Origin of the sequence: Aeromonas sp. FDAARGOS 1403, from assembly GCF_019047325.1 — a bacterium.
GTDB classification, from domain to species: Bacteria; Pseudomonadota; Gammaproteobacteria; order Enterobacterales; family Aeromonadaceae; genus Aeromonas; species Aeromonas dhakensis.
Genome location: NZ_CP077249.1, coordinates 4602073 through 4622485, shown reverse-complemented (window position 1 = coordinate 4622485; position 20413 = coordinate 4602073). Strand labels below are relative to the sequence as shown.

General features: G+C 60.8%; 18 protein-coding genes and 2 tRNA genes. 15 read left to right on the top strand and 5 right to left on the bottom strand.

All coding sequences use genetic code 11. The features are described from left to right. Positions 1-129 precede the first annotated feature (129 nt). The 12 genes from tpiA (at position 130) to I6L33_RS21045 (ending at position 11854) form a co-directional block, all read left to right on the top strand. Positions 130-894, top strand: coding sequence for a triose-phosphate isomerase (gene tpiA, locus I6L33_RS21100; protein ID WP_010633112.1), 765 nt, complete (start codon positions 130-132; stop codon positions 892-894). Further along, positions 895-1221: a preprotein translocase subunit SecG gene (gene secG / locus I6L33_RS21095; protein ID WP_010633113.1), complete on the top strand. Its 327-nt coding sequence runs from the start codon at positions 895-897 to the stop codon at positions 1219-1221. 7 nt (positions 1222-1228) lie between these two features. Continuing rightward, a tRNA-Leu gene (locus I6L33_RS21090) sits at positions 1229-1313 on the top strand. A gap of 92 nt (positions 1314-1405) precedes the next feature. After that, positions 1406-1482: transfer RNA gene (locus I6L33_RS21085), tRNA-Met, on the top strand. Between the two features lie 166 nt (positions 1483-1648). After that, positions 1649-2107: a ribosome maturation factor RimP gene (gene rimP / locus I6L33_RS21080; protein ID WP_005298148.1), complete on the top strand. Its 459-nt coding sequence runs from the start codon at positions 1649-1651 to the stop codon at positions 2105-2107. Between the two features lie 14 nt (positions 2108-2121). Further along, positions 2122-3624, top strand: coding sequence for a transcription termination factor NusA (nusA, locus tag I6L33_RS21075; protein ID WP_005298150.1), 1503 nt, complete (start codon positions 2122-2124; stop codon positions 3622-3624). 20 nt (positions 3625-3644) lie between these two features. Then, positions 3645-6347, top strand: coding sequence for a translation initiation factor IF-2 (gene infB, locus I6L33_RS21070; protein WP_005298153.1), 2703 nt, complete (start codon positions 3645-3647; stop codon positions 6345-6347). A gap of 55 nt (positions 6348-6402) precedes the next feature. Then, positions 6403-6837 (top strand): 30S ribosome-binding factor RbfA, encoded by a 435-nt coding sequence (gene rbfA / locus I6L33_RS21065; RefSeq protein ID WP_005298154.1) that lies wholly within the window; start codon positions 6403-6405, stop codon positions 6835-6837. Position 6838: 1 nt separating this feature from the next. After that, positions 6839-7789 (top strand): tRNA pseudouridine(55) synthase TruB, encoded by a 951-nt coding sequence (truB, locus tag I6L33_RS21060; protein WP_019839525.1) that lies wholly within the window; start codon positions 6839-6841, stop codon positions 7787-7789. A 143-nt stretch (positions 7790-7932) separates the two neighbouring features. Next, positions 7933-8202 (top strand): 30S ribosomal protein S15, encoded by a 270-nt coding sequence (rpsO, locus tag I6L33_RS21055; protein WP_005298162.1) that lies wholly within the window; start codon positions 7933-7935, stop codon positions 8200-8202. A 167-nt stretch (positions 8203-8369) separates the two neighbouring features. Then, positions 8370-10508 carry a polyribonucleotide nucleotidyltransferase gene (pnp, locus tag I6L33_RS21050; RefSeq protein WP_005298164.1) on the top strand — a complete coding sequence of 713 codons (2139 nt, stop codon included), beginning with the start codon at positions 8370-8372 and terminating at the stop codon, positions 10506-10508. A gap of 128 nt (positions 10509-10636) precedes the next feature. Further along, positions 10637-11854, top strand: a complete 1218-nt coding sequence (locus I6L33_RS21045; protein ID WP_216973289.1) for an MFS transporter — start codon at positions 10637-10639, stop codon at positions 11852-11854. Here I6L33_RS21045 and I6L33_RS21040 read toward each other — a convergent pair. Both I6L33_RS21040 and I6L33_RS21035 read right to left on the bottom strand, forming a co-directional pair. Further along, positions 11848-12930, bottom strand: coding sequence for a protoglobin domain-containing protein (locus tag I6L33_RS21040; RefSeq protein ID WP_010633118.1), 1083 nt, complete (start codon positions 12928-12930; stop codon positions 11848-11850). The genes I6L33_RS21045 and I6L33_RS21040 overlap by 7 nt on opposite strands. Positions 12931-13064: 134 nt before the next feature. Beyond that, positions 13065-13418 (bottom strand): DsrE/DsrF/TusD sulfur relay family protein, encoded by a 354-nt coding sequence (locus I6L33_RS21035; protein WP_005298170.1) that lies wholly within the window; start codon positions 13416-13418, stop codon positions 13065-13067. A 177-nt stretch (positions 13419-13595) separates the two neighbouring features. On the opposite strand from I6L33_RS21035, the gene I6L33_RS21030 reads away from it, so the two are divergent. After that, positions 13596-13970 (top strand): DUF1090 domain-containing protein, encoded by a 375-nt coding sequence (locus I6L33_RS21030; RefSeq protein ID WP_010633120.1) that lies wholly within the window; start codon positions 13596-13598, stop codon positions 13968-13970. A gap of 67 nt (positions 13971-14037) precedes the next feature. Here I6L33_RS21030 and fumC read toward each other — a convergent pair whose 3' ends face one another. From fumC to I6L33_RS21015, 3 genes are all read right to left on the bottom strand, one after another. Continuing rightward, positions 14038-15432, bottom strand: coding sequence for a class II fumarate hydratase (gene fumC, locus I6L33_RS21025; RefSeq protein WP_216973288.1), 1395 nt, complete (start codon positions 15430-15432; stop codon positions 14038-14040). 73 nt (positions 15433-15505) lie between these two features. Further along, positions 15506-16234, bottom strand: coding sequence for a dipeptidase PepE (gene pepE / locus I6L33_RS21020; protein WP_095592174.1), 729 nt, complete (start codon positions 16232-16234; stop codon positions 15506-15508). Between the two features lie 317 nt (positions 16235-16551). After that, positions 16552-17916, bottom strand: coding sequence for an endonuclease/exonuclease/phosphatase family protein (locus tag I6L33_RS21015; RefSeq protein ID WP_005298178.1), 1365 nt, complete (start codon positions 17914-17916; stop codon positions 16552-16554). Between the two features lie 140 nt (positions 17917-18056). Here I6L33_RS21015 and I6L33_RS21010 point away from each other — a divergent pair, with 140 nt between their 5' ends. Beyond that, a complete protein-coding gene (locus I6L33_RS21010) occupies positions 18057-18905 on the top strand; it encodes a patatin family protein (RefSeq protein ID WP_216973287.1) in 849 nt (282 codons plus the stop codon). A gap of 526 nt (positions 18906-19431) precedes the next feature. Continuing rightward, the gene (locus I6L33_RS21005) at positions 19432-20406 is read left to right on the top strand and encodes an L-tyrosine/L-tryptophan isonitrile synthase family protein (RefSeq protein ID WP_017788430.1); all 975 of its coding nucleotides are present in this window, start codon (positions 19432-19434) and stop codon (positions 20404-20406) included. Positions 20407-20413 lie beyond the last annotated feature (7 nt).

Below are 20413 nucleotides of genomic sequence, written 5' to 3'. Positions count from 1 at the left end.
AACAAATGGGGCGGCTTTTTAGCCGCCCTGGTTGTATCTTGTTCAAACGATTCAAAAATTTAAAAATAGCGCTTGTCAGCTGACAATCCTCTGGATATTATCAGCCCCGCTTTCGCAAGGGAGTTGCCGATGGGACATCGCAAGCCGTTTGTAGCAGCCAACTGGAAGTTACACGGTAGTAGGTCGCAGTTAGAGCAGTTTGCCGGCCAATGCCTGAAAGGCGTTGATGAACAGGTAGACGTGGTCTTGTGTCCATCTCATGTGCATCTCGACTTCACGGCCGCTCTGCTCGATGAGCAGAGGGTGATGAAGTTGGGGGCTCAGAATGTGAGCCAGCACAGACAGGGCGCTTACACGGGTGAAATCTCGTGTCAGATGCTGGTCGAGGCAGGGTGTCGATACGTGTTGGTAGGGCACTCCGAGCGCAGGCGTCTCTTTGGTGAGACCAGTTTTATCGTCGCAGAGAAGTTTGCGGCGGCCAGGTCGGCAGGGCTTGTTCCAATCCTCTGTTTGGGCGAGTCGGGTGCGGCAAGGCAGGCAAGAAGAACCTTCGAGGTGATTGCCGAAGAGCTGGATATCGTCATAGAGAAAAATGGCGCGATGGCTTTCGATAATGCTATCATCGCCTACGAGCCGATTTGGGCTGTAGGTACAGGTAAATGCGCCACACCCGAGCAGGCACAAGAGGTTCATTCCTTTATACGTGGTCGCTTGGCGGAGGATACTCCGGTCATAGGTGAGAAAGTCAGAATCATCTATGGTGGGAGCGTGACACCGGCCAATGCGAGAGAGTTGTTTGCCCAGCCCGACGTTGACGGCGGCCTGATTGGTGGAGCAAGTCTCGATGACCAGACGTTTTTGGGAATTGTTGAAGCGGCAAAGGGTGCAAGTTAAATGTACGAGATTCTTTTGGTCGTTTATCTGCTGGTATCACTGGCTCTGATTGGTCTGGTGATGATTCAGCAAGGTAAAGGGGCTGACATGGGCGCCTCCTTCGGCGCAGGGGCATCGAATACCGTATTCGGCTCCGGTGGTTCAGGCAGTTTCCTGACCCGCACAACAGCGATTTTGGCTACTCTGTTCTTTTTGATTAGCCTGGTGCTTGGCTCTATGTCCAGCAACAAGGTCAAACAGGGTAGTGAATGGGAAAATCTGCAACAGACCCAACAGGTTGAGCAGAGCAAAGCGCCAGTAAAAAAAGACACTGACGTTCCCGAGTAAGAGTTTTGCCGTGGTGGTGGAATTGGTAGACACGCTATCTTGAGGGGGTAGTGCTCTAGGGTGTGCGGGTTCGAGTCCCGCCCACGGCACCAATTAAGCAGTAAGCCTGGGTGACCAGGTGTGTTATAGCCAGTCAGTCTTGTGTGACGAGAGTGAAGTGGCTATAATCTCGCACGATTTCGGACGCGGGGTGGAGCAGCATGGTAGCTCGTCGGGCTCATAACCCGAAGGTCGTCGGTTCAAATCCGGCCCCCGCAACCAAATTTCACGCATTTCCTACGCTCAGGAAGGCGGTCGCTGCGAGGCGACAATCAGGGTAAAGCGCAAAGCCCCGATTTGACATCGGGGCTTTTTGTTATGTGCAATTTACTCTGAATCTATTTCTATCTGGGCTTTATGCCCTTTTTTTGTTTTTCGGAGGGTGACTTTGGCTACGTTGGAACAACGTTTGACCGATCTGCTCGAGGCTCCTGTCGTTGCCTTGGGTTTTGAACTGTGGGGTATCGAGTTTATCCGTGCGGGTAAACACTCCACCTTGCGCGTCTACATCGACGGCGAGCATGGCGTGAGCGTCGAGAACTGTGCAGAAGTCAGCCATCAGGTTGGCGCCATCATGGACGTCGAGGATCCCATCACCGAGGAGTATTACCTCGAGGTGTCCTCCCCGGGTCTGGATCGTCCCCTGTTCAAGGTTGCCCAGTTCGAAAAATACGTTGGCCAAGAGGCGGCGGTTTCGCTTCGGATGGCAACAAACAACCGCCGCAAGTTCAAAGGCGTAATCAAAGCCGTGCAGGGCGACATGATCACTCTGACGGTAGATGGTAAGGACGAAGTGTTGGCTTTCACCAATATCCAAAAAGCGAACATAGTGCCGAACTTTGGTTAACGAGGCTATCGGATATGAATAAAGAGATTTTGCTGGTCGTTGACGCAGTGTCCAACGAGAAGGCGGTTCCCCGCGAGAAGATTTTCCAGGCTCTGGAAACCGCACTGGCGACGGCGACCAAGAAAAAATATGAAGGCGAGATCGAAGTTCGGGTAGAGATCGATCGCAAGACCGGCGACTACGACACCTATCGCCGCTGGGTCGTCATCGCGGATCAGGCCGCCATGGAGAACCCCTACGCCGAGATCACCCTGGAAGCGGCGCAGATCGAGCAGCCGGACATCCAGATCGGTGAGTATGTTGAAGATCAGATCGACTCCGTCACCTTCGACCGCATCACCACCCAGACCGCCAAGCAGGTCATCGTGCAGAAAGTGCGCGAAGCCGAGCGTTCACAAGTCGTTGACCAGTTCAAGGACAAAGAAGGCACCATCATCAGTGGCGTGGTCAAGAAGAGCAACCGCGACAACGTGATCCTGGATCTGGGCAGCAACGCCGAGGCCGTGATCTTCCGTGACGACATGCTGCCGCGCGAGACCTTCCGTCCGGGCGACCGCATCCGTGGTCTGCTCTACGCTGTGCGTCCGGAAGCCCGTGGTTCCCAGCTGTTCGTCAGCCGCTCCAGCCCGGACTTCCTGAAAGAGCTGTTCCGCATCGAAGTGCCGGAAATCGGCGAAGAGATGATCGAAATCATGGGCGCCGCCCGTGATCCGGGTTCCCGCGCCAAGATCGCGGTCAAGACCAACGATCGCCGCATCGACCCGATCGGTGCCTGTATCGGCATGCGCGGTGCCCGCGTTCAGGCGGTCTCCGCCGAGCTGAGCGGCGAGCGCGCCGACATCGTGCTGTACGATGACAACCCGGCCCAGTACGTGATCAACGCCATGGCGCCGGCTGATGTGGCCTCCATCATCGTCGATGAAGACAACCACACCATGGACATCGCCGTGGAAGCCGCCAACCTGGCTCAGGCCATCGGCCGCAACGGTCAGAACGTGCGTCTGGCCTCCCAGCTGACCGGTTGGGAACTGAACGTGATGACCGTCGAGGACATGCGTGCCAAGCACCAGGCCGAAAACGACCGCATCATGAACCTGTTCACCAGCACCCTGGACATCGATGACGATTTCGCTGGCCTGCTGATGGAAGAGGGCTTCTCCACCCTGGAAGAGATCGCCTTCGTACCGGTCAACGAGCTGCTGGCCATCGACGGTCTGGATGAAGACATGGTCGAAGAGCTGCGCAAGCGTGCCAAAGACGCCCTGACCACCAAGGCGCTGGCCAAAGAAGAATCCTTTGAAGGTGTTGAACCTTCCGAAGAACTGCTCAATCTGAACGGCCTCGGTCGTGAAATGGCGTACGCCCTGGCCGCTCGCGGCATCGGTACCCTGGAAGATTTGGCAGAGCAAGGCATCGATGACCTTGCTGATATCGAAGGGCTGACCGCCGAGAAGGCCGGTGAGCTGATTATGGCTGCTCGCAATATCTGTTGGTTCGGAGAAGAGCAGTCTAGTTAAGATCAAACGGAGGAAAATGAATGGCAGAAGTATCAGTCAAACAACTTGCCACTGACATCGACACACCGGTTGATCGTCTTCTCCAGCAGTTTGTCGATGCCGGTATCAGCAAGAGCAAGGCCGACGACATGGTCAGCGAGTCTGAGAAACAGACTCTGCTGACTCACCTGAAGAAACAGCATGGAGGTGACGAGGTCGCCGCACCTGCCCGCATGACCTTGCAACGCAAGACCAAGAGCACCATCAGTGTTCAGGGGACTGGCGGCAAGAACAAGGAAGTGCAGGTAGAAGTGCGCAAGTCTCGCACCTATGTAAGACGCTCGGCGCTGGAAGATGAACAGCGTCAGGCGGAAGCCGAGGAAAAAGCGCGTTTGGAAGCAGAAGAAAAAGCTCGTCGCGAAGCCGAAGAGAAGGCTCGTCTCGATGCTGAAGAGAAGGCTCGCCGTGAGGCTGAGCAGGCTCGTCGTGAAGCTGAGGAAAAGGCGCGGATCGAGGCACAACAAAAGGCTCGACAGGCTCAACAGCCCGCCAAAGCAGCCAGTAGCACAGCTCAGCAAGAGGCAGAAAAGATGGCCAAGCGCGAAGCAGAAGAACTGAAGCGCCAACAGGAACAAACAGCTTTGCAAAAGGCTGAAGAACTCGCCGCCAAGAAAGCCGAAGAGGCTCGCGTCATGGCGGAACAGAACGCAGCCCGCTGGGCTGAAGAAGAAGCCGCTCGCGCCAAAGAGAGCAGCGATTACCATGTGACCACCTCCAAGCACGCCCAGGCTGCTGAAGACGAGCTGGATCGCAAGGAAGAGACCAGCCGCCGCACCGCTGCTGCTGCCAAGGGGCCGAAGAAGGCCGGTCGCCGCGACGACGATCGCAACGACCGCAACTCCCGTGACCCGCGCGCCCGTAAAGGCAAGCGTGGTAAGGTGGCTACCCCGAATGCGATGAAGCATGGCTTCAACAAGCCGGCTGCCGCCGTCAACCGTGACGTCATCATCGGCGAGACCATCACTGTGGCAGAGCTCGCCAACAAGATGGCCGTCAAGGGTGTTGAAGTCATCAAGGTGATGATGAAGATGGGTGCCATGGCCACCATCAACCAGGTGATCGACCAGGAGACTGCTCAGCTGGTCGCCGAGGAGATGGGTCACAAGGTGGTGCTGCGTCGTGAGAACGAGCTGGAAGAGGCGGTGCTGTCCGATCGTGACGAAACCTCCGAAGCCAAGCCGCGCGCGCCGGTCGTGACCATCATGGGTCACGTTGACCACGGCAAGACCTCGCTGCTGGACTACATCCGTAAAGCCAAGGTGGCTGCCGGTGAAGCCGGTGGTATTACCCAGCACATCGGTGCGTACCACGTACAGACCGACAGCGGCATGATCACCTTCCTGGATACCCCGGGTCACGCGGCGTTTACCTCCATGCGTGCTCGTGGTGCCAAGGCAACCGACATCGTGGTGCTGGTTGTTGCTGCTGACGACGGCGTGATGCCGCAGACCATCGAAGCCATCCAGCACGCCAAGGCTGCCGGTGTGCCGCTGGTTGTTGCGGTCAACAAGATCGACAAGCCGGAAGCGGATCCGGATCGCGTCAAGACCGAGCTGGCCCGCTACAACGTCATGTCCGAAGACTGGGGTGGTGACTGCCAGTTCGTGCACGTCTCCGCCAAGTCTGGCGAAGGCATCGACGACCTGCTGGAAGCCATTCTTATCCAGGCTGAAGTACTGGAGCTGAAAGCCGTGGTTGACGGCATGGCCAACGGCGTCGTGATCGAGTCCTTCCTCGACAAGGGCCGTGGTCCGGTTGCCACCGTGCTGGTACAGGAAGGTACCCTGCGTCAGGGCGACATCGTGCTGTGTGGTCTCGAATACGGCCGTGTCCGTGCCATGCGTGACGAACTGGGTCGCGAGATCAAAGAGGCCGGTCCGTCCCTGCCGGTGGAAATCCTCGGCCTGTCCGGCGTTCCCTCTGCCGGTGACGAAGCCACCGTCGTGCGTGACGAGAAGAAGGCCCGCGAAGTGGCACTCTATCGTCAGGGCAAGTTCCGCGAAGTCAAGCTGGCTCGCCAGCAGAAGGCCAAGCTGGAGAACATGTTCGCCAACATGACCGAAGGCGAAGTGTCCGAAGTGAACGTGGTGATCAAGGCCGACGTACAGGGTTCCGTGGAAGCGATCTGCGATGCGCTGGTCAAGCTCTCCACCGACGAAGTGAAGGTGAAGATCGTTGGTTCCGGCGTGGGTGGTATCACCGAGACCGACGCCACCCTGGCGGCCGCGTCCAGCGCCATCCTGGTGGGCTTCAACGTCCGTGCCGATGCTTCTGCTCGCAAGGTCATCGATGCCGAGAGCCTGGATCTGCGTTACTACTCCGTCATCTATGACCTGATCGACGAAGTGAAGCAGGCCATGAGCGGCATGTTGGCCCCCGAGTACCGTCAGGAAATCATCGGTCTGGCCGAAGTGCGCAGCGTCTTCAAGTCACCGAAGTTCGGCGCCGTTGCCGGCTGTATGGTTACCGAAGGTGTGGTCAAGCGTTCCAACCGTATTCGCGTTCTGCGCGACAACGTGGTTATCTATGAAGGCGAGCTGGAATCCCTGCGTCGCTTCAAGGATGACGTCAACGAAGTCAAGAATGGCTACGAGTGTGGTATCGCGGTCAAGAACTACAACGACGTACGCGAAGGCGACCAGATCGAAGTTTACGAGACCGTTGAAATCCAACGGACTCTGTAAGCCAAGAGTCAGATTAAATAGGGGGCCGCGGCCCCCTTTTATCGCAGGATAGAATATGGCCAGAGAATTTAGCCGGACCCGTCGGGTCGGACAGCAGATCCAGCGCGAAATCGCGCTCATTCTGCAGCGCGAGGTAAAAGACCCGCGCATCGGCATGGTGACCGTTTCCGATGTGGAAGTGTCCCGTGACCTCAATTACGCCAAGGTGTATGTCACCTTCTTGCAGCTGGAAAATGATGCCGAGCGCATCAAGGAAGGGCTCAAGGCTCTGACTGAAGCCGCCGGCTACATCCGCAGCCTGCTGGGCAGTGCCATGCGCCTGCGCGTGGTGCCCGAGTTGCGCTTCTTCTATGATCAGACCCTGGTTGAGGGGATGCGCCTCTCCAACCTGGTGACCAACACCATCCGCGAAGACAAGCGTCGCATGGCCGAATCCGGTCGTGAAGAAGACGAAGCCGCGCCGGATGACACTACTGAGGATAAAGCCTGAGATGTCTCGTAGACGTCGTTTCAAGGGCCGTGACGTACACGGTATCCTGCTGCTGGACAAGCCGACCGGCCTGACCTCCAACGATGTGTTGCAGAAGGTCAAACGGATTTACAACGCCGCCAAGGCTGGTCACACCGGCGCCCTGGACCCGCTGGCAACCGGCATGCTGCCGATCTGCCTCGGCGAGGCCACCAAGTTCTCCCAGTATCTGCTGGAGGCGGACAAGCGCTATGAGGTGACCGCCAAGCTGGGCGAGCGTACCAACACCAGCGACTCCGATGGCGAGGTGGTCTCCACCCGTCCGGTGAACGTGGCCGTGGGTACCCTGATCGAGGCGCTGGACCAGTTCCGCGGCCCCATCATGCAGGTGCCGTCCATGTATTCGGCCCTCAAGCACAACGGCCGTCCGCTCTACGAATATGCCCGTGAAGGCATCGAGATCGAGCGGGAAGCCCGTCCTATCACCGTCTTCGAGCTCAAACTGCTGAGCTTTGAAGGAGATGAGGTGCGACTTGAGGTGCACTGCAGCAAGGGTACCTACATCCGCTCCCTGGTGGACGATCTGGGGGAAGTGCTGGGCTGTGGCGCCCACGTCACCCAGCTGCGCCGCACCCAGGTGGCCAGCTACCCCTATGAGCGGATGCTGACCCTGGAGCAGCTCGAGTGCATCTTCGAGCAGGCCAAGGCCGAGAGCATTCCACCGCGCGAGCAGCTGGATCCCCTGCTGCTGCCGATGGATACCGCGGTGGCTTCCCTGCCCGAGGTGAACATGCTGGCTGCCGTGGCCGCCTATGTGAACCAGGGCCAGGCCGTGCAGGTGGCAGGTAGCCCGCAGAGCGGCCAGGTCCGCATGACGGTCGGCCCGGAGCGCGAATTTATCGGGGTTGGCGAGATCGACGACGAGGGACGCGTGGCGCCCAAGCGTCTGGTGCGCTACCACGACGAGGAGTGATCCTCCGGCGGTATCAGGTTGCTTGCCCGTTGCGCGTCTTTATCGTTGCGAAAAGGGGCGGGGACGATTATGATACCGCCCTCATTTCACGGCTGAATTAGAGATTGGCTGTGAACCTTTAAACACTCTACTGGAGTATTACCATGTCTCTAAATGCTGAGATCAAAGCTCAAATCGTTGCTGACAACGCTCGTTGCGCCAACGACACTGGCTCCCCCGAAGTGCAAGTTGCCCTGCTGACTGCCCAGATCAACCATCTGCAAGGTCACTTCAAGGAGCACTCCAAGGACCACCACGGTCGTCGCGGTCTGCTGCGCATGGTTTCCCAGCGTCGTAAGCTGCTGGACTACCTGAAGCGTAAAGACGTTCAGCGTTACGCTGCTCTGATCGCCAAGCTGGGTCTGCGTCGTTAATCGACCATCAGATTTCGCGAAAAAGGGGAACCTCCGGGTTCCCCTTTTTTATTGCGCGTCAGGCTGTTGCCGCCCTCACAGAATTTGTGTCACTGCTTACCTTTTGCATCGAATCAAGTATACTTGCACGCGAATTTAAAGCGCCAAATTGTAAAAAGGAAATTCACGTGAATCCTATTGTAAAGTCATTCCAGTACGGTCAACACACCGTCACTCTGGAAACCGGTGTGATGGCCCGTCAAGCCACTGCGGCCGTCATGGTCAGCATGGACGATACCTGCGTATTTGTGACCGTCGTTGGCAAGAAAGAGGCCGATCACGGCCGTGATTTCTTCCCGCTGACCGTCAACTACCAGGAGCGTACCTATGCTGCTGGTCGTATCCCGGGTGGTTTCTTCCGTCGTGAAGGTCGCCCGAGCGAAGGCGAGACCCTGATCTCCCGTCTGATCGACCGTCCTATTCGTCCGCTGTTCCCGGAAGGCTTCCTCAATGAGGTTCAGGTGGTTGCCACCGTCATGTCCGTGAACCCGGCCGTCTCTCCTGACATCGTTGCCATGATCGGTGCCTCCGCGGCACTGGCCATCTCCGGCATCCCGTTCGGCGGCCCGATCGGTGCAGCCCGCGTGGGTTACATGAACGGTCAGTACGTGCTGAACCCGACCACTACCGAACTGCCCCAGAGCGATCTGGATCTGGTGGTTGCCGGTACCGCCAACGCCGTGCTGATGGTGGAATCCGAAGCGGCCATCCTCTCCGAAGAGGTGATGCTGGGCGCCGTGGTCTTTGGTCACGAGCAGATGCAGGCCGTCATCAACGCCATCAACGAATTCGCTGCCGACGTCGGCACCAAGCCGTGGAACTGGACTGCGCCTGCCGTCAACGAAGCGCTGAAAGCCAAGGTTGCCGAGCTGGCGACAGCTGAGCTGGGTGAAGCCTACCGCATCACCGAGAAGGCCGTGCGTTACGAAACCATCGGTGCCATCAAGGCTCGCGTGGTTGAACAAGTCATCGCTTCCGGCGTGGAAGAAGATGCCAAGAAGATCGGCGAAGAGTTCCACAGCCTGGAAAGCCGCATCGTCCGTGGTCGCGTCGTTCGTGGCGAGCCGCGTATCGATGGTCGCGATCCGGAAATGATCCGCGCCCTGTCCGTCGCCACCGGCGTACTGCCGCGTGCCCACGGCTCCGCCCTGTTCACCCGCGGTGAAACCCAGGCCATGGTCGTTGCGACCCTGGGTACCGAGCGTGACGCCCAGAACATTGACGAGCTGACCGGCAACCGCGCCGATCGCTTCATGCTGCACTACAACTTCCCGCCATACTGCGTCGGTGAGACCGGCATGATGGGTAGCCCGAAGCGTCGTGAAATCGGTCACGGTCGTCTGGCCAAGCGCGGCGTTGCCGCCGTGATGCCGAGCGCCGACGAGTTCCCGTACGTGGTACGCGTGGTCTCTGAAATCACCGAATCCAACGGCTCCTCCTCCATGGCCTCCGTCTGTGGTTCCTCCCTGGCGCTGATGGACGCCGGTGTACCGATCAAGGCCTCCGTCGCCGGTATCGCCATGGGTCTGGTGAAGGAAGAAGAAGGTTTCGTCGTGCTGTCCGACATCCTGGGTGACGAAGATCACCTGGGCGACATGGACTTCAAGGTTGCCGGTACCACCGAAGGTGTGACCGCCCTGCAGATGGACATCAAGATCGAAGGCATCACCAAAGAGATCATGGAGATTGCCCTGAAGCAAGCTCGTGGTGCTCGCCTGCACATCCTGAAAGTGATGGACGAAGCCATCCAGGCGCCGCGTGCCGAGATCTCCGATTTCGCCCCGCGCATCCACACCATCAAGATCAACCCGGAGAAGATCAAGGACGTCATCGGCAAGGGCGGTTCCGTGATCCGCGCCCTGACCGAAGAGACCGGCACCAACATCGAGCTGGATGATGACGGTACCGTCCGCATCGCCGCCGTTGACGGTGACGCTGCCAAGGAAGCGATCCGCCGCATTGAGGCCATCACCGCCGAGATCGAAGTGAACCGCATCTACGAAGGCAAGGTCGTCCGTCTGGCCGACTTCGGCGCCTTCGTCAACATCCTGCCGGGCAAGGACGGTCTGGTACACATCTCCCAGATCACCGATGCGCGCGTGCAGAACGTGGCCGACTACCTGAAGATCGGTGACGTGGTGAAGGTGAAGGTACTGGAAGTGGACCGTCAGGGCCGCGTACGTCTCTCCATCAAGGAAGCGAACGCCCCGACCGAAGCTGCCGCCGCTCCGGCTGCCGTTGCCGTCGAAGAGCCGGCTGCCGAATAAGCCGCTGCTTGCTGAAAAAGCCGACCTCAGGGTCGGCTTTTTTATATTTACTGCCTGATGTTGTCTCTCTTGAGGCCCCTTGTTATAACGAAAGGCTTCTCGCACGACGGGCAACAAGGAGCAGTGTGATGTCGTGGGCCCTCCTCAGACAGTTTCCTCCCCTGGTCTGGACCGTGATCCTGGGCACCTTCATGGTGCGCACCAGCTATTACATGGTCTGGCCGTTTCTCTCCATCTTGCTCTATCGGGAGTATGGTCTCTCGGCGACCGCCATCGGCGCCATGCTGGGGGCGACCGCAGCCATCTCCACTCTGGTCAGCTTCTATGGTGGCTGGCTCTCCGACAAGCTGGGGCGGCGCAACATCCTGCTGGCGGGCTGCCTGGTCTCCGTGCTCTGCTACGGCCTGCTCGGCTTTTCCCACTCTGTGTTCTGGCTCGGGCTCGGGGTGCTCGGCAGCGGCCTCTCCTCCGGTCTCATCGATGCGCCCGGCAAGGCGTTGATGGCCGACAGCCTGGCTTCGGCCAAGGCCCGCGAGCTGGCGCTGCACCTGCGTTACTTTCTGCTCAATCTGGGGGCGGCCCTCGGCCCCTTGCTGGGGGTGACCCTGGGCATCAATGCCCAGCAGCAGACCTTCCTGCTGCTCAGCGGCAGCTATCTGCTGCTGGGGGCTGCCTTCCTCTGGGGATTTGCGCAAGGGATGGTTGCGGCGACCCGTGGCAACGAGCTGGGCTTGCGGGTGGCTATCAAGGTGCTGTGGCGGGATCGGGGCTTCTTGCTGCTGGTGCTGGCCAACCTGCTGATGAACCTGGTCTATTCCCAGTTCCACTCACCGCTGGTGCAGTACCTGACCCGGGCCGGGACCCCGGAGGTGGCGAGCCTCATCGCCATCCTGGTAGCCACCAATGCCCTGACCGTGGTGCTGTTGCAGTTTCCTCTGCTGCATCTGCTGGCCCGCTGGCCGGGCAAGGTGCGCCTGCAGGTCGGCATCACCCTGTTTCTGGGGGCTCAGGTGCTGTTTGCGCTGGGGGATCCGCAGCAGTGGTCGCACTGGATCGGTGCCGTGCTGATGCTGAGCGTGGGGGAGACCATACTGTTCCCGCTGCTCAACGTGCTGATCGATCAGATGTCGCCCCCGCATCAGAAGGGGAGCTACTTCGGGGCCGGCGCGCTGGCCGGGCTGGGTGGCGCCATCGGCGCTCTGCTGGGAGGCTGGATCCTTGCCCAGTGGAACGGGCAGCTGCTCTATGCATTGATGGCGCTGCTCTGCCTGCTGACCTTCCTGCTCTATGAGTGGGGCGCCCGCATTCCGCGCCCCGAGCTGGCCCGGGCCAACCCGGGTCAGTGAGTACCCTTCTGGGCGACCTGTTTCATCGCCTTCTTGGCGGCATACATGCGCTCGTCCGCCAGCCGGATCAGGCTGTTGCCCTCGTCGAACTGCACCGGCCCGGTCTGCACCAGCCCTATGCTGAGGGTCACGTCACCGGTCCGTTCGGCCAGTGTCTTGTTGAGACGGGGCAGAAAGACGTCTCTGGCCTGATCCTCGTTGCAGTTGGGCAGGATCAGGCAGAATTCGTCCCCGCCGTAGCGGAAGCAGCTATCTTCCACCCGTGACACCTGGCGGATGCAGTCGCCGACGATGCGCAGGATCTCGTCCCCGCGCTGATGGCCCTGAGTGTCGTTGATCTGCTTGAAGTCATTGATGTCGAGGTAGGCGATGACCACCGGCTCGGAGCGACGCTGGCAGGTGCGCAGGGTGCGGGTGAGGTTCTCCTGCAGATGGCGCACGCTGAGCAGGCCGGTGAGGGCATCGGTCCGGCTCATCTCCTCCAGCTGCTGGGTGCGTTCGCGTACCTTCTCCTCCAGCGCCTTGGCGTAAAGCTCGGATTTCTCCTTGGAGGACTCTATTTCCGACACCAGGCTGCGGATATAGGTCTCAAACACCAGGGTGATGTCGAACAGGAACAGCTTGTCGAGGGCGGTGAGCATGGTGACCCGCTCCTGCTCGCTGGGGATCTGGGTGAAGATATCCTCGATGAGCAGCCCTTTCAGGGTGTTGATGGCGGCCAGGTAGAGCTTGGGTTCCACCCCGATCCGCTTGTGCACCAGCCCGATGCGCAGCCGGTTGTTGACGTACTCCAGGTCATACAGGCCGCTGAACAGGTCGAGAATGTAGCGGCGCTGGGCCGCCCGCAGCCGGGTCAGGGTGTCGGCGTCGCCGATCAGCAGGGCAATCTCGGTGATCCCGGTCTGCAGGGTGTAGAACTTGTCGACCAGGGCGTCGATGTGGGGCTCGATCTTGGGACGATAGCTGGCGAGCAGGAGGAAATCCTGCTCGTCCAGCAGCAGTAGCTCCTTGCGATGGGCGATTTCGAACTCTGTGATCCGCATCTGTTCCAGCAGCGTCTGTTCGGTTGGGTTCATGACAGTTTCCCGAGCAAAAATGAAGGCGCACGCATTGTTATGTAATTGACAGTGTAGACAGTAACAGTCTGAAGCAGGTTTTCAAATGGCGCAGTGTTGTGACAGATCAACTCTGCGCCCATTTTTGCCTTGTGCTAGAAGGTGAGCACCTTGTGGGCGGCCAGAGTCCATTGGGCCAGCAGCGGCAGGGTGCCGATCTCGATCCCCTCGATCAGCGGCAGCGCCGTGATGCCGCGAGCATCGGTACAGGTCTTGCAAAGTCGGATGGTGACCCCCTGGGCCAGCAGGATCTCCAGCATCTGGCGCAGGTTGTAGCCCTCGGCCGGGGCCTGGCCCGCCAGGGCGGCGCTGACCGCATCGGACATCAGAAACAGTTTCAGGCTGGTACCGCCCTGTTCGCCCAGGGCGATGGCCAGGCGCAGGGCATTGAACAGGGATTCGCTGCCATAGGGGGCGCCGTTGGCGATGATGACAATCTCTTGATTCATAACAGACTCCTCATGAAAGTCGCCATTGTAGACCCAGCAGCCCACCATTGGCGTGACGTCGCACAAACTCTGTCGTAGCGGTTTGCCCGCGCCTTGACCCGGCCGGCTGAGTACGGTCTGATAGGCGGCCATCAAACATGACAGGGGAACGAGGTCGTTATGTGGAAGGTTATCGGAATGAGCATGCTGCTGTTGGCCGGTCAGGCCTACGGCAGTGAGGCTGTCGGTTGCAAGGCGCGCCAGCAGGCCGTCAAGGAGCAGCTGGCCATTGCCAAGGCGCACGACAACGGGGACCAGGTGGCCGGGCTGGAGCGGGCCCTGCGCAATATCGAGACCCATTGCACCGATGCGGGCCTGTTCAAGGAGCAGCAGCAGCGGGTGGCCGAGCTCAAGGAGCAGGTCAACGAGCGGTTGGTCGAGCTGCAGAACGCCCGGGTGACGGGCAAGCCCGACAAGATCGCCAAGAAGCAGGCCAAGCTGGAAGAGGCCCAGACCAAATTGCTGGCCGCCCAACGCGAGCTGGACGCGCTCAGCAAGCTGATCAAATCCTGATTTGTCGATAAAAAGAAGCCGGTGCAGCCCGGCTTCTTTTTTATCTCGTCTCTTCCGCCAGGGTGCTTCAGCTGCCGTGTCGGCCCACCATGTCGGCCGGCAGCACCCAGGCATCGAACTGCTGCGCCGTCAGGTGGCCGGAGGCGATGGCCGCCTCCCGCAGGCTGAGCCCCTCATGGTGGGCCCGTTTGGCGATCTCTGCCGCCTTGTCATAGCCGATATGAGGGTTGAGCGCCGTTACCAGCATCAGGGAGCGGGCCAGCAGCTCGTCGATGCGGGGCTGGTTCGGGCTGATGCCGACCGCGCAGTGATCGTGGAAGCTCTGCATGCCGTCCGCCAGCAGCCGCACGCTTTGCAGGAAGTTGTGGGCGATCATCGGCCTGAACACGTTGAGCTCGAAGTTGCCGCTGGCGCCGCCGATGTTGATGGCCACGTCGTTGCCCATCACCTGGGCGCAGAGCATGGTGAGGGCCTCGCACTGGGTCGGGTTGACCTTGCCGGGCATGATGGAGGAGCCGGGCTCGTTCTCCGGGATGAGCAGCTCCCCCAGCCCGCTGCGGGGGCCGCTCGCCAGCCAGCGCACGTCGTTGGCGATCTTCATGAGGGAGGCGGCCAGCGTCTTGAGGGCGCCGTGGCCATGCACCAGGGCGTCGCTGGCGGCCAGCGCCTCGAACTTGTTGGGGGCGCTCACCAGCGGCAGGCCGGTCTGCTCGGCCAGGGTGGCGGCTACCGCCTCGGCGAAACCGGGCGGGGTGTTGAGGCCGGTGCCGACGGCGGTGCCCCCCAGCGCCAGCTCGCACAGATGGGGCAGGGTGGCCCGGATATGGCGCTCCCCCTGCTCGAGCTGGGCCACCCAGCCGGAGAACTCCTGCCCCAGGGTGAGCGGGGTGGCATCCTGCAGATGGGTGCGGCCTATCTTGACGATGTCGTCGAAGGCAGCCGCCTTGCCGGCCAGGGTAGCGCTCAGGGTGGCCAGGGCGGGCAGCAGTTGCTGGGTGAGGGTGGTGACGGCGGCCAGGTTCATGGCGCTCGGGAAGACGTCGTTGCTGGACTGGCTCTTGTTCACCTCGTCGTTGGGGTGCACCAGCCGCCCCTCGCCACGGGTTCCGCCGAGCAGCTCGCTGGCCCGGTTGGCCAGTACCTCGTTGAGGTTCATGTTGGTCTGGGTGCCGGAGCCGGTCTGCCATACCCGCAGCGGGAACTCTTCATCATGCTGGCCGCACAGGATCTCGTCGGCGGCGCTCATGATGGCCTGCGCCGTGCGGGCGGGCAGCAGCCCCTTGGCGTGATTGACCCGGGCACAGGCCGACTTGATGCGGGCCAGCGCGTGGATCAGCGCCATCGGCTGGCGCTCGCCGGAGATATCGAAGTGCTGCAGGGAGCGCTGGGTCTGGGCTCCCCACAGCCGGTCGGCCGGTACGGCTATCTCGCCGAAGCTGTCGTGTTCACTCCTGCTCTTCATCTCGTTCTCCCTTCATTGCGAAAAAGGGGCGACATCCTGCGCCCCTGTCGAATTATCCGCCGGTCAGTGCCAATCAGCCGCGCAGGCGAAACGGCGTCAGCTCGGCCAGCGGCGCCGCCGTGCTGAACTCCTGGGTGGTCTCGGCGTGCTTGAAGATCTTGAAGCCTTCGCCGCGGGCGCTCCAGTACTCGATCTGCTCGCCACTTACCTGCAGCAGGCTCGCCTCGCGCAGGGCCACCACGTGCTCGCTCGGGTTGATGGCGCAGAACTCGGCCAGGCGCTCGTCGCGGGTCTCCCCCATGTGGCCGCTGATGCTGGCGTCCAAGTAGTGGGGGTTGATCTGCAGCGGGAACAGCCCCAGCGCCGGCAGCACGGCGGCGCTGCAGACCGGCATGTCATTGGTGGTGCGAATGCTTGGGGTCGCCACGTTGCAACCGGCGCTCCAGCCCACATAGGGCACGCCTCGCTCGCGCACGGCGCGCTGGATGGGCACCACCAGGCCGTTTTCGTGCAGCAACTGGTTGAGGCGCCAGGTGTTGCCGCCGCTGATGAAGATGGCCTCCGCCTGCTGGATGGCGTCCACCGGATCGTCGAACTGATGGATGCTGATGGCCTCCACTCCCAGGCTCTCGCTGAGCTCCAGGGCTCGGGCATCCCAGTCGCTGCGGATCACCGCGTAGGGGATGAGCAGGATGCGCTTGACCTGTTTACGGGCGAGCAGGGTCTGCACCCGATCCCGGGCCCAACCGAGCAGGCCCGGGCATTCGGTGGCTTTGCCGTTGCTGAGAAGAAGCAGTTCCATGAAGCGTGTCCTCGATAAGTGAAAGCGCGAAGAGGTCACCGGCCCCGGCCGGCTGACGGAAGCCCCCATTCTAGCCCGATCCGGCGTCGGGTTCTGTGATCGACTCGCCATGTACCCTGATGAGACCGATTTTTAACCAAAGAGAGGCCAGGCACTGCTGGGCCTGCGACAGGCGTCATGGTGCCGAACGGGTGGGTGCCGGGGACGATGAGGTGGCAGATCAGAGGAGATCCAGGGGTCAGGGGCCTCTTTGAATTTCGTCGGCGGCCACAAAAGCACAAGGGGGCCCGCAGGCCCCCTTGGTCTGCCTGGCACGATCAGTCGAGCTTGAAGTCGACCCACACCAGGCGGTGATCCGAGCTGACTCCCTTGGCGATGCCGAGCTTGGCGTCATACACCAGGTGGTAGCCCGGCTCGAAGCTGGCCGGCCAGAACACGCCGGAGGCGACCGCATTCAGGTTGGCGGAGGGCAGCACGTGGTCGAGTTGCAGGCCGCTGCTGCTGGTGATGCGCTCCGGGGTGGGACGGTTGTTGTTGCGCTTGCACTGATCCGGCTGGCTGGCGAGGCACTCGGGGCCGCCCTGGCTGACCGGGATCAGGGCGCCGTTGGTGACGGCCTGATTGACCAGCACATGGTTGTGCAGATCCTGAATGGCGGTGAGGTCGCCATCGCCAATCTGGGGATCGGCGTTGAGATCGCCGGCGATGACGAACTTGGCGCCCGCGGGCAGGCCACCGGCCTTGCCGGCGTCATCCACCATGTAGCTGGCGGTCTCCACGTAGTCCTGCCAGAAGGCGACTTCGGCCCGGTTGTGCTTGACGTTGTGGCGCGCCGCGTTGCCGAAGATGGGCGGGGTCGGGTGGGAGATGAGGAAGTGGATCACCTCCTCCTTGTTGCCGCGCTTGATGCGCACCGGCACGTCGGCGTGGTTCTTGGACGAGAGCGGGAAGGCCTGCCAGGCGGCGTCGTCATACCAGGCATCGCCGCACTGGCGGCCGGCCGGGATCGGCGCCTTGGCATTGTTGCAGTCGTCGATGACGGGGTTCGTTTCGCCCGGCATATCCTTCCACTTGAATTTCTGGAAGGTGCGGATCTGTTTGGTATCGATGGGGTACTGGGACATCACGGCGAAGGCGTACTGGCCGTGATAGTTGCCAAAGCCCCAGGCGTCGTCCGGCCCGTTGTTGACCTTGCCGTCCAGGTTGAGGTCATGGCCGCTCATCAGGCCGGTGTTGGTGGCGAAGTTCTGCAGCACCGGGTAGCTGATGGCCTTCACCTCGTCGTGCTGGGCGTGGGCCAGGTAGTTGTCGTTGAAGGCTTTGAGGTCCTTGGTGTCGCTGCCCTTGCCGTCATTGTCGAATTCGTTGAGCAGGAAGACGTCGGGTCGGGTGCGCTGGATGATTTCGGCGATGTTGCGGATCTGCTGCACGTCGAGGGCCTTGGTCTTCTCGGCGCCGCTCAAGGTGCCGTCGGCGAGGCGGGCCAGCAGGGCGTCCTGCTCGGTGCGGCTCAGAGCCAGTTCACCGGCGAGCATGCCGGCGGCGGTGCGATCGAAGGAGAGGTTGAAAGTAGCGAAGCGAACCATGGGCGTCGGGGTCTCGGAGTCATTCTGGCTGTTACAGCCTGCCATCAATCCGAGGGAAATGGCAGCCGCGAGCAGGGACTTGCTGATATTTTTCATTGTAATATTCCGTAGCATCAATAAGTTATACCTTGCTCATGGGGAGCGAAGGAGGGCCCATTATAGGGATCCCGGCAGGCAGCCGGGCTCTGAATGGGCCAAAGTGTGAGACCATTCACAGAGCAAAACGGGGAGGCGAGATGAGTCGGCGACAAACGGCCCTGGTGGTCGAGGGGGGCGCCATGCGCGGCATTTTTGCCGCCGGGGTGCTGGATGCGTTTCTGGCCAAGGGGCGCACGGCGTTTGATCACTGCATCGGGGTATCGGCCGGGGCGGTCAATCTGGCGGCCTTTCTGGCCGGCCAGCAGGGGCGCAACCACAACGTCATCACCGACTACTCCTGCCGTCCCGAGTTCATCAACCTGGCCAAGTTCGTGCGCGGCGGTCACTGGCTCGATCTCGACTGGCTGTGGGCGATCACCATTCGCGAGTGCCGGCTCGATCTGGCGCGCTTTGCCGCCAACCCGGTGCCGCTGACGGTGGTGACCACCCGGGTCACGGACGGTCAGGCCGCCTACCTCAGGGCCAATGCCGCCGAGCTGGAGCAGCAGATCAAGGCCTCCTGCTCGGTACCGCTGGTCTACCGGGACTTCGTGCGCATCGACGGGGAGGCTATGACGGACGGCGGGGTGGCCGACTCCATTCCGGTGCGCCACGCCTATGAGCAGGGGGCGCGCGACATCACAGTGGTGCTCTCCCGGCCGCTGGGCTATCGCAAGCGGGCGCCGCGCCTGCCTGCCCTGCATCGCTACCTGCTGCGCGAGACGCCGGCGCTGGCTCGCGCCAGCCTGTCGCGCCATCAAAGCTACAACGATGCCATCGACTTCATCCGCCAGCCGCCGGCCGATTGCCGCATCCGGGTCATAGTACCGCCGGCACACTTTCGGGTCGGCCGCATGACCACCGACCGGGCGAGGCTGGAGCAGGGTTACCGGATGGGCTGGCAGGCAGCCCTCGACTATCTGGCGGCGGAGCCGGTGCCGGCCTGAGGAGATTCGGTCGACCATAGGCAGCGTCGCTGGGACGAGATGCAAAGCACCGGGGCAACCCGGTTTTTTTGTGTCTGCGCCATCCCGGAACCCGGCCATGGCGCATCGGCTTATTATGTGAATAAATAATTGTTTGCGATATTTTCGGCGAAGTGGTCACTATTATTCCGTTGAGCCGCTATCACTATTAAGCTCTGCTAAATAATGGCTGAGTCAACTTGTGACCAAATAAAATAATGGCTAGGGAACTTTTTGGAAAAAGGGTTTTTTGTAACCGCTTTAATATTCATTATTTTGTTTTTATTCATATAGATAAATGTGAATTGCTTATGCGGTAAAGATTATTAGCGCAGGGTTGAAGCTGTTTACATCAATGGCGAATTGATAGCCTGACTTTATCTCGGCTACTGTCCCCTCTCGATTCGTTTGGGTAGCAAACGGATACACAAATAATAACAACAGAGACTGGACGCATTGATAAAGAGTCATCTTTATTGATTTTAATCCTGCCAAAGGAGCCGGAATAATGAGTGGTTTATCTTCCCATCAAATTGCCCAGAATATATTTGCCGAGCTGTTGCCCTATCGCCGCCGCTTCCCCGATCCCATCCTGGATCGGCAGCAGGAGGAGGCAGAGGTGGCCGCCATCCAGATCCCCCGTCTGCAAGACTTCATCGAGCGGGGCGAGACCATCCTCTGCGTGTTGCCCGCCTTTCCCACCAAGTCGCCCAATCCTAACAAGGTGCTGGGCTCTCTGCCGGACATGGCGGAGCGGCTCTCCCTCAGTTTTCTCAACCACCTCTGCCAGCGCATCCAGCTGCACTATGCGCCCGGCATGCGGATCCTCATCTGCTCGGATGGCCACGTGTTCGGTGACCTCATCCGGGTGCCCGATCCGGCCATCGATGCCTATCAGGCCCATATCGAGCAGCTGATCCTGGAGCTGGGGGCGACCCATCTCGGGGTCTTCCACCTGGGCATGGTGGCGGGTATGGCCGAGTTTTGCGCCAGCCGCGACTTCGACACCCTGCGCGAACAGCTGGTGGAGCGCTACGCCGAGCCGCTGGAACTGATTGCGCAGGAGGTGAGAAGCACCGAGGAGGGCATTCGCCTCTATCGCGCCATGACCCGCTTCCTCTATGAAGACAGCCAGCTGCCGGACACCCCGCTCTCCAACACGGCGCTGCAGCGGGATGCCAAAGGGCGCACCCATGCGGTGATCCAGCGCAGCCGCGCCTGGGGCAACCTGCTGGCGGAGCGCTTCCCCGAGGCGATCCGTCTCTCCATCCACCCCCAGGCGAGCCACAGCCTGAAGATGGGCATCCACATGCTGCCGACCCGGGATGACTGGCTCACCCCCTGGCACGGGGTGGCGGCCAACCTGGATGGCCAGTTCGTGCTGATGAAGCGGCGTGACGTACTGGCGATGGAGCATGAGCTGGTCCACATCCACGGCCGTCCGAGCCACTACCTGATCAACGGCAAGCAGGCCGCCGCCTGAGGAGTTT

Coding starts and splice junctions, on each gene's coding strand:
- tpiA (WP_010633112.1), top strand. CDS start 130: ATGGGACATCGCAAGCCGTTTGTAGCAGCCAACTGGAAGTTACACGGT.
- secG (WP_010633113.1), top strand. CDS start 895: ATGTACGAGATTCTTTTGGTCGTTTATCTGCTGGTATCACTGGCTCTG.
- nusA (WP_005298150.1), top strand. CDS start 2,122: ATGAATAAAGAGATTTTGCTGGTCGTTGACGCAGTGTCCAACGAGAAG.
- infB (WP_005298153.1), top strand. CDS start 3,645: ATGGCAGAAGTATCAGTCAAACAACTTGCCACTGACATCGACACACCG.
- rbfA (WP_005298154.1), top strand. CDS start 6,403: ATGGCCAGAGAATTTAGCCGGACCCGTCGGGTCGGACAGCAGATCCAG.
- truB (WP_019839525.1), top strand. CDS start 6,839: ATGTCTCGTAGACGTCGTTTCAAGGGCCGTGACGTACACGGTATCCTG.
- rpsO (WP_005298162.1), top strand. CDS start 7,933: ATGTCTCTAAATGCTGAGATCAAAGCTCAAATCGTTGCTGACAACGCT.
- I6L33_RS21045 (WP_216973289.1), top strand. CDS start 10,637: ATGTCGTGGGCCCTCCTCAGACAGTTTCCTCCCCTGGTCTGGACCGTG.
- I6L33_RS21040 (WP_010633118.1), bottom strand. CDS start 12,930: ATGAACCCAACCGAACAGACGCTGCTGGAACAGATGCGGATCACAGAG.
- I6L33_RS21035 (WP_005298170.1), bottom strand. CDS start 13,418: ATGAATCAAGAGATTGTCATCATCGCCAACGGCGCCCCCTATGGCAGC.
- I6L33_RS21030 (WP_010633120.1), top strand. CDS start 13,596: ATGAGCATGCTGCTGTTGGCCGGTCAGGCCTACGGCAGTGAGGCTGTC.
- fumC (WP_216973288.1), bottom strand. CDS start 15,432: ATGAAGAGCAGGAGTGAACACGACAGCTTCGGCGAGATAGCCGTACCG.
- pepE (WP_095592174.1), bottom strand. CDS start 16,234: ATGGAACTGCTTCTTCTCAGCAACGGCAAAGCCACCGAATGCCCGGGC.
- I6L33_RS21015 (WP_005298178.1), bottom strand. CDS start 17,916: ATGAAAAATATCAGCAAGTCCCTGCTCGCGGCTGCCATTTCCCTCGGA.
- I6L33_RS21010 (WP_216973287.1), top strand. CDS start 18,057: ATGAGTCGGCGACAAACGGCCCTGGTGGTCGAGGGGGGCGCCATGCGC.
- I6L33_RS21005 (WP_017788430.1), top strand. CDS start 19,432: ATGAGTGGTTTATCTTCCCATCAAATTGCCCAGAATATATTTGCCGAG.